The 9,187-nt window shown below is 69.8% G+C and carries 12 protein-coding genes; 5 read left to right on the top strand and 7 right to left on the bottom strand.

Annotated elements, in window-relative coordinates; genetic code table 11:
• Positions 1 to 52 precede the first annotated feature (52 nt).
• The gene (locus AC1HIL_RS31275) at positions 53 to 799 is read left to right on the top strand and encodes a Crp/Fnr family transcriptional regulator (protein WP_422095948.1); all 747 of its coding nucleotides are present in this window, start codon (positions 53 to 55) and stop codon (positions 797 to 799) included.
• Between the two features lie 12 nt (positions 800 to 811).
• On the opposite strand, the gene AC1HIL_RS31270 is transcribed toward AC1HIL_RS31275, so the two are convergent.
• Together AC1HIL_RS31270 and AC1HIL_RS31265 are read right to left on the bottom strand one after the other, a co-directional pair.
• Complete coding sequence (locus AC1HIL_RS31270) at positions 812 to 1,276, bottom strand: DoxX family protein (RefSeq protein ID WP_057596608.1); 465 nt, start codon at positions 1,274 to 1,276, stop codon at positions 812 to 814.
• Positions 1,277 to 1,422: 146 nt separating this feature from the next.
• Complete coding sequence (locus tag AC1HIL_RS31265; RefSeq protein WP_057596609.1) at positions 1,423 to 2,355, bottom strand: LysR family transcriptional regulator; 933 nt, start codon at positions 2,353 to 2,355, stop codon at positions 1,423 to 1,425.
• 162 nt (positions 2,356 to 2,517) lie between these two features.
• Here AC1HIL_RS31265 and AC1HIL_RS31260 point away from each other — a divergent pair, with 162 nt between their 5' ends.
• The 3 genes from AC1HIL_RS31260 to AC1HIL_RS31250 all read left to right on the top strand — a co-directional run bounded on the left by AC1HIL_RS31260 (position 2,518) and on the right by AC1HIL_RS31250 (position 4,890).
• Entirely contained in the window at positions 2,518 to 3,393 is an 876-nt protein-coding gene (locus tag AC1HIL_RS31260; RefSeq protein WP_057596615.1) for an intradiol ring-cleavage dioxygenase, read from the top strand.
• A 29-nt stretch (positions 3,394 to 3,422) separates the two neighbouring features.
• Entirely contained in the window at positions 3,423 to 4,028 is a 606-nt protein-coding gene (locus AC1HIL_RS31255; protein ID WP_479670799.1) for a nuclear transport factor 2 family protein, read from the top strand.
• Positions 4,029 to 4,128: 100 nt separating this feature from the next.
• Positions 4,129 to 4,890, top strand: coding sequence for a sulfite exporter TauE/SafE family protein (locus AC1HIL_RS31250; RefSeq protein WP_057596611.1), 762 nt, complete (start codon positions 4,129 to 4,131; stop codon positions 4,888 to 4,890).
• Positions 4,891 to 4,906: 16 nt separating this feature from the next.
• On the opposite strand, the gene AC1HIL_RS31245 is transcribed toward AC1HIL_RS31250, so the two are convergent.
• The 5 genes from AC1HIL_RS31245 to AC1HIL_RS31225 all read right to left on the bottom strand — a co-directional run bounded on the left by AC1HIL_RS31245 (position 4,907) and on the right by AC1HIL_RS31225 (position 8,344).
• Positions 4,907 to 5,266 carry a DUF1428 domain-containing protein gene (locus AC1HIL_RS31245; protein ID WP_057596612.1) on the bottom strand — a complete coding sequence of 120 codons (360 nt, stop codon included), beginning with the start codon at positions 5,264 to 5,266 and terminating at the stop codon, positions 4,907 to 4,909.
• Between the two features lie 64 nt (positions 5,267 to 5,330).
• The gene (locus tag AC1HIL_RS31240) at positions 5,331 to 6,806 is read right to left on the bottom strand and encodes a DHA2 family efflux MFS transporter permease subunit (protein WP_057598246.1); all 1,476 of its coding nucleotides are present in this window, start codon (positions 6,804 to 6,806) and stop codon (positions 5,331 to 5,333) included.
• A 61-nt stretch (positions 6,807 to 6,867) separates the two neighbouring features.
• A complete protein-coding gene (locus AC1HIL_RS31235; protein WP_057596445.1) occupies positions 6,868 to 7,287 on the bottom strand; it encodes a VOC family protein in 420 nt (139 codons plus the stop codon).
• Positions 7,288 to 7,336: 49 nt separating this feature from the next.
• Positions 7,337 to 7,873: an SRPBCC family protein gene (locus tag AC1HIL_RS31230; RefSeq protein ID WP_479670798.1), complete on the bottom strand. Its 537-nt coding sequence runs from the start codon at positions 7,871 to 7,873 to the stop codon at positions 7,337 to 7,339.
• Positions 7,874 to 7,918: 45 nt separating this feature from the next.
• On the bottom strand, positions 7,919 to 8,344 hold the full coding sequence (locus AC1HIL_RS31225) for a VOC family protein (protein ID WP_057596447.1): 426 nt from the start codon (positions 8,342 to 8,344) through the stop codon (positions 7,919 to 7,921).
• Positions 8,345 to 8,504: 160 nt separating this feature from the next.
• Between AC1HIL_RS31225 and AC1HIL_RS31220 the strand changes: the two genes are divergently transcribed.
• A complete protein-coding gene (locus AC1HIL_RS31220; protein WP_057596448.1) occupies positions 8,505 to 9,170 on the top strand; it encodes a TetR/AcrR family transcriptional regulator in 666 nt (221 codons plus the stop codon).
• The last annotated feature ends 17 nt before the right edge of the window (positions 9,171 to 9,187 follow it).

Genomic DNA, 9,187 nt, shown 5'->3' with positions numbered 1-9,187 from the left:
CGGCGGGTCGGAAGGGCACCCGAGCATAATGCGCGGCGCCCACCGACCCGGCATGGCCTCCACCACACCTTCCCCGTCTTCCGCCCCGGCTTCGGCCGCCCCGCGTTCCAGCCTCGCGCTGCGCCAGATCGCGCTGCTCGCGGGGCTGTCCGACCAGCGCCTGGACCAGCTCGCGCAGCAGTGCCTGTGGCACAGCGTGGCGGCCGCCAAGCCGCTGCTGCTGCGCGCCGAGCAGCAGGGCGAGGTGTTCCTGCTGGTCTCGGGCCGCGTGCGCGTGACCACCTATTCGGCCAACGGCCGCCAGGTGACCTTCCGCGACTCCGAGGCCGGCGAGCATTTCGGCGACATCGCCGCCATCGACGGCGGGCCGCGCTCGGCCGACGTGGTCACGCTCGAACCCTGCGTGGTCGCCAGTCTCGACCGCGCCGCCTTCCTGGCCCTGCTGCGCGACGAGCCGCTGGTGGCCGAGCGCGTGATGCAGCGGCTGGCCGCGCTGGTGCGCCAGCTCAGCGAACGCGTGATCGACCTGAGCACCCTGGGCGTGCAGAACCGGCTGCATGCCGAACTGCTGCGGCTGGCACGCGGCGCCGGCTTCGACGGCAACCAGGCGCGGCTCGAGCCCGCGCCGCGCCACGCGGCCCTGGCCAGCCAGATCAGCACCAACCGCGAGCAGGTCACGCGCGAGCTCAATGCGCTGGTGCGCAGCGGCGTGCTGCGCAAGGACGGCCGCGCGCTGGTGCTGGAAGACGCCGGCCGATTGGAGCGGATGGTGGCCCAGGTGCGCGGCGACGCGTCCTGAGCCTGCGCGAGATCAGTTCCAGCGGCCGGTCGTGCCGCCCACGCTGAAGCGGCCCGCGCCCAGCAGCACCACGGCCAGCGCGCCGAACAGGTACAGGCCCTGCAGTTCGAGCGCCCAGCCGCCCTGCTTGGTCAGCGCGAAGAAGTCGCCCATGTGCACCAGGCCGAAGGCGAACAGCATGTTGACCACCACCACGGCGGCCGCGGCGCGGGTCCAGAAACCGGCGATCAGCAGCAGCGGCGCGACGATCTCGCCCACGTAGACCAGGTAGGCCAGGCCGCCGGGCAGGCCGGCCTTGGCCAGCATGCCGCCGATGAAGCCGACGCCGGCCGAGAGCTTGAAGATGCCGTGCAGCAGCACGAGCACGCCGATGGCGACGCGCAGCAGCAGCTTGCCGGCGTCGTCGCCGTTGGCGAGGGTGGGGGCGGCGAACGACGAAGCGATCGGCGCATGCGTGGTGGCGGCCTGGGTGTTCATGGCGGTTCCTCGAGCGGTCAGGATGGGAAAGGACTGCGCCCGCCCGCGGGATGCGGGCAGGTCCGTTTCGAGTGTGCGCAGGGGGCGGCGGGCCGGTCGGTGCGTTTTCGCACCTTTTTTTCGAGAAAGCCGGGTGGACGCAGGGATCAGCGGCCCAGGAAATGCCCGGTCCACTTGCGCTCGTAGTCCATCTTGTGGAAGTGCGCCGCCATGAAGTCGATGAAGCTGCGCACCTTGGCCGACAGGTGCTTGCGGCTCGGGTAGGCGAGGTTGATGCGCAGGTGCGGCAGGTCCCAGTCGTCGAGCGTGGGCACCAGCCGGCCGGCCACGATGTCGTCGTAGACGATGTAGGTGGGCTGCACCAGGATCCCCATGCCGTCGAGCGCCGCGGCGCGCAGCACCTGGCCGTCGTTCGATTCGAGCAGCCCCTGCACCGCCACCGTGCGGACTTCGCCGTCGCGGCCCGTGAAGCGCAGCTCGTTGGGGTTGTTGGCGTAGGTGTAGATCAGGAGCTTGTGCTGCAGCAGCTCCTCCAGCGTCTTCGGGAAGCCGTGCTGCGCGAAGTAGCGCGGCGAGGCCGCGAGGATGCGCCGCGTCTCGCCGAGGCGGCGGATCGTCACGTTGGAATCGGGCTCGTACTCGCGCGTGCGGATCGCCACGTCGATGTTGTTGTCGATCAGGTCGAAGTAGCGGTTGGCCGCCTCCACGTGCACCTTCACGCCGGGGTAGCGCTGGGTGTACTCGCGCAGCAGCGGCGCGATGTGGTGGATCGAGAACGACAGCGAGGCCGTGATGCGCAGCGTGCCCGTGGGCTGCAGCGCGGTGGCGTTGACGGCCGTCTCGGCATCCTCGAGGTCCGACAGGATGGTGCGCGCGCGGCCGCAGAACTCGCGGCCGGTGTCGGTCAGGTAGAGCCGGCGCGTGTTGCGCTCGACCAGCCGGGCGCCCAGCCGCGCCTCGAGCGCGCTCAGGTGGCGGCTCGCGGCCGCGTTCGACAGCCCCAGCGCCTCGGCGGCGCGGCTCAGGCTGCCGGCGTCGGCAATCTGCACGAGCAGGGCGATTTCGGTCCAGCGGTCCATGGGTGTCTCCGGCGAGCGTCTTTTTCGGGCTGCGCGATTTTGTGCCAGGCGATGGGTCGACCGTTCCGCTGGGCGGAAAAATCATTTGCGCCGAGGTGCTTTGCGCCCATCGGTCCGACGCCTAGAGTCGGCGAACCCCTCGAACGAATGGAGACAGCCGCCATGCGCAATCTCAACCAGGACAACATCACCCAGGCCGTGCTCGCGCGCTTCGCCGACACCCCGAACCCGCGGCTGCACGAGATCGTGACCAGCCTGGTGCAGCACCTGCACGCCTTCGCGCGCGAGGTGAAGCTGACCGAGGCGGAGTGGAAGCAGGGCATCGACTACCTGACGGCCACGGGCCGGATGTGCGACGACACGCGCCAGGAATTCATCCTGCTGTCGGACGTGCTGGGGCTGTCGATGCTCACGATCGCGATGAACAACGACAAGCCCGCGGGCTGCACCGAGGCGACGGTGTTCGGGCCGTTCTACGTCGAGGGCGCCCCCGAGTACGCGCATGGCGACGACGTGGCCAACGGCGCGGCCGGCGAGCCCTGCGACGTCAGCGTGACGGTGCGCGGCCTCGATGGCGCGCCGGTGGCCGGTGCCGTGGTCGACGTGTGGCAGGCCGACGCGGGCGGGCACTACGACGTGCAGCATCCCGAGCTCGGCCATGCCGAGAACCGTGGCCGGCTGCGCACCGGGCCCGACGGCGCGCTGCATTTCCGCAGCGTGCTGGCCGAGGCCTACCCGATCCCGACCGACGGCCCGGTGGGCCAGCTGCTCGATGCCACGAAGCGCCATCCGTGGCGGCCCGCGCACCTGCACTTCATGATCCAGGCGCCGGGCTACGAACGGCTCATCACCCACGTGTTCCGCGAGGGCGACCAATGGCTCGATTCCGATGCGGTGTTCGCGGTGCGCGAATCGCTGGTGGCGCCCTGGACGCGGCAGGCCGACGGCCGCTGGCGGCTCGATTTCGACTTCGTGCTGAACCCGCTGGCGCCGTCGCCGGCGACCGGTGCGGCGAAGGCCGTGGCCCAGCCCGCATGACATCCACCCCCCGACAGGAGACGCAGGGAATGAACGACACGCTGCAGCAGGAGCTGCTGATCCGCCGCATGATCGAACGCTGGGCCGTCTGGCGCGATGCGGGCGACTGGGAGCGCTTCGCCACCGTGTGGCATCCCGAGGGCGTGATGATGGCGACCTGGTTCCAGGGGCCGTTCGCCGAGTTCATCCGCGTCACGCGGGAGGGCTGGGCCAAGGGCGTGAGCATCCTGCACTTCCTCGGCGGCTCGGCGATCGAGCTGGCGGGCGAGCGCGCCATCGTGCAGACCAAGATGACGATCTCGCAGCGCGGCCCGGTCGAGGGCGTGCCCTGCGACGTGGTGTGCACCGGCCGCTTCTACGACTTCGTGGTGCTGCACGAGGGGCAGTGGAAGCTGCTGCACCGCCAGCCGATCTACGAGAAGGACCGCATCGACCCGATCGATCCGGCCGCCAGCGTGACGCTCGATGCCGCGAAGCTGGCCGAGCTGCCCGAGGGCTACCGCCACCTGGCCTACATACAGCAGCGCATCGGCTACACGGTGAAGCTCGACATGCCGATGCTCAAGGGCCCGGCGGTCGAGGCGCTCTACCAGCGCGGCGCGCGCTGGCTCGCGGGCGGCGCGCTCGAGCGCTGAGCCGGGCCGGATCGGGGCCGCAGCGGCCCGAGCGCCTTCCTGCTACGCTCGCCGGGGCCCGCCGCGACGACGGGCTTTTTTTCGCGCGCCCTCCCTGCCCATGGTCTTCCCCCTCATCACCGACCCGCACTTCTACGCGGTCGCCATTCCCGCCGTGCTGCTGCTCGGCATCAGCAAGAGCGGCTTCGGCGCCGGCTTCGGCTCGCTCGCGGTGCCGCTGATGGCGCTGGCGGTCACGGTGCCGCAGGCCGCGGCGATCCTGATGCCGCTGCTGCTGCTGATGGACCTGCTGGGGCTCGCGGCCTTCCGGCGCGACTTCGACCGTTCGCTGCTGAAGTTCCTGATCCCCTTCGGCCTGCTGGGCACGGTGATCGGCACGCTGCTGTTCCGCGCGCTGTCGGCGCACACGGTGGCGGGCATCGTGGGCGTGTTCACGCTGCTCTTCCTGGCGCAGCGCGTGCTGTTCCCGCCCAAGCCGGACGATCCGCTGCCCTCGCGCGGCATCGGCGCCGCGCTGACCACGGTGTCGGGCTTCACGAGCTTCATCGCGCATGCGGGCGGGCCGCCGATCAATGCCTACGTGATCCCGCTGCGGCTGTCGCCGGTGGTGTTCACGGCCACCATGGCCTACTTCTTCTTCGTGGTGAACCTCAGCAAGTGGATCCCCTACGCATGGCTGGGCCTGATCGACCTGCGCACGCTGGCCACCTCGCTGGCGCTGATGCCCTTCGCGCCGCTGGGCGTGTGGGTCGGCATCCGCATCGCGCGGCGCATCGACGCCACCTGGTTCTACCGCTTCGTCTACCTGGGCATGCTGCTGACGGGGCTCAAGCTCGTCTACGACGGCTTCGTGGCGGCCTGAGTCCCCGCCGCGGCGCTCAGAATTCGACGATCGACTTGAAGCCGCCGAAGATCATGCGCCTGGCGTCGAAGGGCATGGTCTTCGGGTCCATCGCCGCGATGCGCGGGTCGGCCATCACCTTGGCGTTGACCGTGTCGCGGTGCTTGCGCGACTTGTAGACGATCCACGAGAACGCGACCACCTCGTCGGCCTTGAGCTTCACGCTCTGCGGGAACGAGGTCAGCTTGCCGGGCTTGACGTCGTCCGCGACGCACTCCACGTATTCGAGCGCGCCGTACTCCATCCAGACCTTGCCGGCCTTGCGCGCCACCTTGCGGTAGGCCTCCACGTTCTTGGCGGGAATCGGCACGATGAAACCGTCGACATAGCGAGCCATGGGAACACTCCTTGAAAAGAAGGGAAAGAGAAACAGAAACGGCGGCCGGCCCAGCAGCAGCCCGTCAGGACGTTGCCGCGCCATTCGCCGCGCTCCCGGGGCCCGCCGCTTCCTCGTTGTCGTGCATCTGCCCCGGCATGGCGGAGCGAAGCAGCAGGGCGCCCAACAAACCCGCCACCGCCGCGAACACGGCGCCGACGAGAAATGCCATCTGGTAACCGCCGGTGAGCGCGAGCGGCGTGCTCGCGCCGGCCGCGAGCATCGAGCCGGTCTGCGCGGCCGCGATGCTCGCGAGCACCGCGAGGCCCAGCGCGCCGCCCATCATGAAGGCGGTGTTGACCACGCCCGAGGCCAGGCCCGATTCGCTAGGGCTCACCTCGCTCATCGCGGCCAGCAGCAGCGGATTGAAGGCCATGCCGGCGCCCAGGCCCAGCAGCAGCATGCCGGGCAGCACGTCGATCGCGAAGCGGCCGTCGACCGGCGCGCGCGCGAACAGCGCCAGCCCGATGGCCGCGAGCCACAGGCCCGCCGCGAGCGGACGGCGGATGCCGAAGCGCATCACGATCTTCGCCGACAGCCCGAGCGAGAACACGGCCATGATGACGTTGGCCGGCAGGAAGGCCAGGCCGATCTGCATCGGCGTGTAGGCGAGCACCAGCTGCATGTAGAGCGCCGAGATGAAGAACCAGGCGAACATCGCCGCGGCCCACAGCACGCCCACCACGTTCGAGACCGAGACGCTGCGCAGCCGGAACAGGCCCAGCGGCATCAGCGGATGCTTCACCCTGGCCTCGATGGCGATGAAGATCGCGAGCAGCGCGACCGCGGTGCCGAGCAGGCCCAGCGTCTGCGCCGAGCGCCAGCCGGCCTCGTTGCCGTTGACCACGCCGTAGACCGCGAGCATCAGCGAGAGCGTGACCGTGACCGCGCCGGCCACGTCGAGCTTCTCGCCATGGGCCTGGCCGCGCGCGCTCGGCAAGAGCGCGATGCACAGCGCGTACACGGCCACGCCGATCGGCAGGTTGACCAGGAAGATCCAGTGCCAGCTCAGCGAGCTGGTGAGCAGGCCGCCGAGCAGCACGCCGATGCTGCCGCCGCCGGCGCAGACGAAGCCGTAGACGCCCATCGCCTTGGCGCGGTCGGCCGGCTCGGTGAAGAGGTTCATGATCAGCGACAGCGAGACGGCCGACACGATCGCGCCGCCCAGGCCCTGTACCGCGCGCGCGGCGATCAAGAGGCCCTGCGTGGTCGAGATGCCGCAGGCCAGCGAGGCCAGCGTGAACAGTACCAGCCCGGCGAGGAAGACGCGGCGGTGGCCGTAGAGGTCGCCGAGCCGCCCGCCCAGCAGCAGGAAGCCGCCGAAGGTCAGCATGTAGGCATTGACGACCCACACCAGCGAGGTCTCGGTGAAGCCGAGGTCGGTGCGGATCGAGGGCAGCGCGACGTTCACGATGGTGGTGTCGAGCACGATCATCAGCACGCCCAGGCACAGCACCATCAGGGCGAGCCAGCGCTTGCGGTTGTCGAGGGATTCGGTCATGGAAAGGATTCCTCAGGGGCCGGGCGGCGCGCCGCCCGGCGGATGGTTGTGGCGTTCTTCGTCAGACGAGGGAGGCGCCGCCGTTGATCAGCCAGGGCGTGCCGTAGCGGTCGGTCACCATGCCGAAGCCCTCGACCCAGAAGGTCTTCTCGAACGGCATGCCGACCTGGCCGCCTTCGGCGAAGGCGTCGAACACGCGCTTCGCTTCGGCGACCGTCGGGTAGTTGAGCGCGACGCCGAAGCCCTTCATGCCTTCGTACGGCATGCCCGGCATGCTGTCGGAGGCCATGAGCGTGCTGTCGCCGACCACGAGGCTGGCGTGCATCAGGCGGCTCGCGGCCTCGGGCGGCATGTTGGCGGCCTCGGGGCTGTCGCCCACGGTCATGAGCATTTCCATTTTTCCGCCGAGCGTCTTCTCGTAGAAGCGCATGGCCTCGGCCGCGTTGCCGTCGAAGGTGAGATAGGCGTTGAGGAGCGACATGGGAGTTCCTTCGTGAGTGGGTGGATGGGAGAACGGGAGGGGGACAGGCTCAGGATCCCGCCGGCTTCTCGGCCGCGGTCTTGAGGTTGGCGAGGCCGGCTTCGAAGTCCTTGCCGATCAGGGTGTCCATGTCGAAGAACAGGCCCATGAGCTTGGAGATGTAGGGCGCCGGGCCGTGCATGGCCCAGGTGACCTGGGTCGCGTCGCCCTGCGGCTGGAAGCTGAAGTCGGCGGTGTTGCGGGCCTCGAAGGGCTTGAGGAAGTCGAGCTTGATCGAGACCTTGGTGGGCGAGGCCTCGAGGATCTCCATGCGGCCGGCGCCGGCCTTGTCGTTGCCTTCCCAGGCGTAGGTCGCGCCCGGGCCGCTGGCGGCGCCGCCGAAGCTGCGCTTCATGGCCGGATCGAGCTTCTCGTAGGGCGACCACTCGCTCCAGCGGTGGAAGTCGGCGACCAGCGGCGCGATCCGCTCGGGCGGTGCCTGGATGCGCGTGCTCCGCTCGACGCGGAAGCTGTCGGGGCGCGTGGCCGCGTACAGCAGGACGCCGGCGATCAGCACGACGAGGAGGAGGGCGATTTTCTTGAACATGGAGATCCGGGGAGGAAAGGGGGCGGGGTCTTGCGGGGCGCGGCTTCAGTGGCCGACCACCACCATCCAGCCCACGCCGAAGCGGTCGCCGACCATGCCGAAGCCCGGCGAGAAGAAGGTGGGAATCAGCGGCTGCATCACCTGGCCGCCGTCGGCCAGCGCGTCGAACCACTTGCGCGCATCGGCCTCGGTCGGCGCGGTGATCGCCAGCATGATTCCCTTGAACTCGGCCTGGCCCGAGCAGCGGCCGTCGGAGGCCATGAGCTCGGTCTCGCCGATGCGCAGCACCGCATGCATGACCTTGTCGGGACCGGGCATGGCACCGGCGCAGCCGTCCGCGTCGGGCGGCATGTCGGCGGGGGCGTCGCTGTAGCGCATGAGCTGCACGACCTCGGCGCCGAGCGCCTTCCCGTAGAACGCGATGGCCTCGTCGCAGCGGCCTTCGAACGAGAGATAGGACTGGACTTTCATGGCAATTCCTTTTCGCTGGTGCGGTTATTCCGTGGGCGCCGTTGGGCGAAAAAGGCCCTGGCGAATACGATGGCACTACTTTGTGTACACCGTCCACAAAGAATAGCAAAGATAATGGACACTGTCCACATCGAAAAATCGTAGTCCGAGAAAGAAGGAAATGGTCCGCAACGCCGCCATCGCCGCCGAATCCGCGCCGCCCTCGCGCTCCACCTACCGCCACGGCGACCTGCGCCGGGCCTTGCTGGACGCGGGCATCGAACTGGCGCGCGACGGCGGCCCCGATGCCGTGGTGCTGCGCGAGGCCACGCGCCGCGTGGGCGTGGTGCCCAACGCGGCCTACCGCCACTTCGCGAGCCGGCACGAACTGCTGCTGGCGGTGCGCGGCGCCGCGCTGTCGGCCGCGGCACGTTCGATGGAGAAGGAACTCGGTGCGATCTCGCACGACCAGCCGCCGGCCGACTACGCGCGCGCCTGGGTGCGGGCGATCGGCTCGGGCTACCTGCGTTTCGCGCAGGACGAGCCGGGGCTGTTCCGCACCGCCTTCGTGATCTCTTCCGACGAGGCGCGCGGCACCATCGGCCCCTCGAGCGCTGGCGCGAGCGGCATGGACCCGTTCCAGCTGCTGGGCTCGGGCCTGGACCGGCTGGTGGAGGCCGGCGCGCTCGATCCGGCACGGCGCCCGAATGCCGAGTACCTGGCCTGGTCGGCGGTGCACGGGCTCGCGCTGCTGATCATCGAGGGCCCGCTCAAGGAGGCCGACCCGTCGGTGCTGGAGCCGCTGACGCTGCGGCTGCTGGAGATGGTGGAGCTGGGCCTGCAGTAGGCGCGGCGCTCAGAGGC

Source organism: Variovorax sp. ISS6 (genome assembly GCF_056523145.1).
Note: the sequence above shows the minus strand (reverse complement) of the source record. Positions and strands in the feature narration are given on the sequence as shown.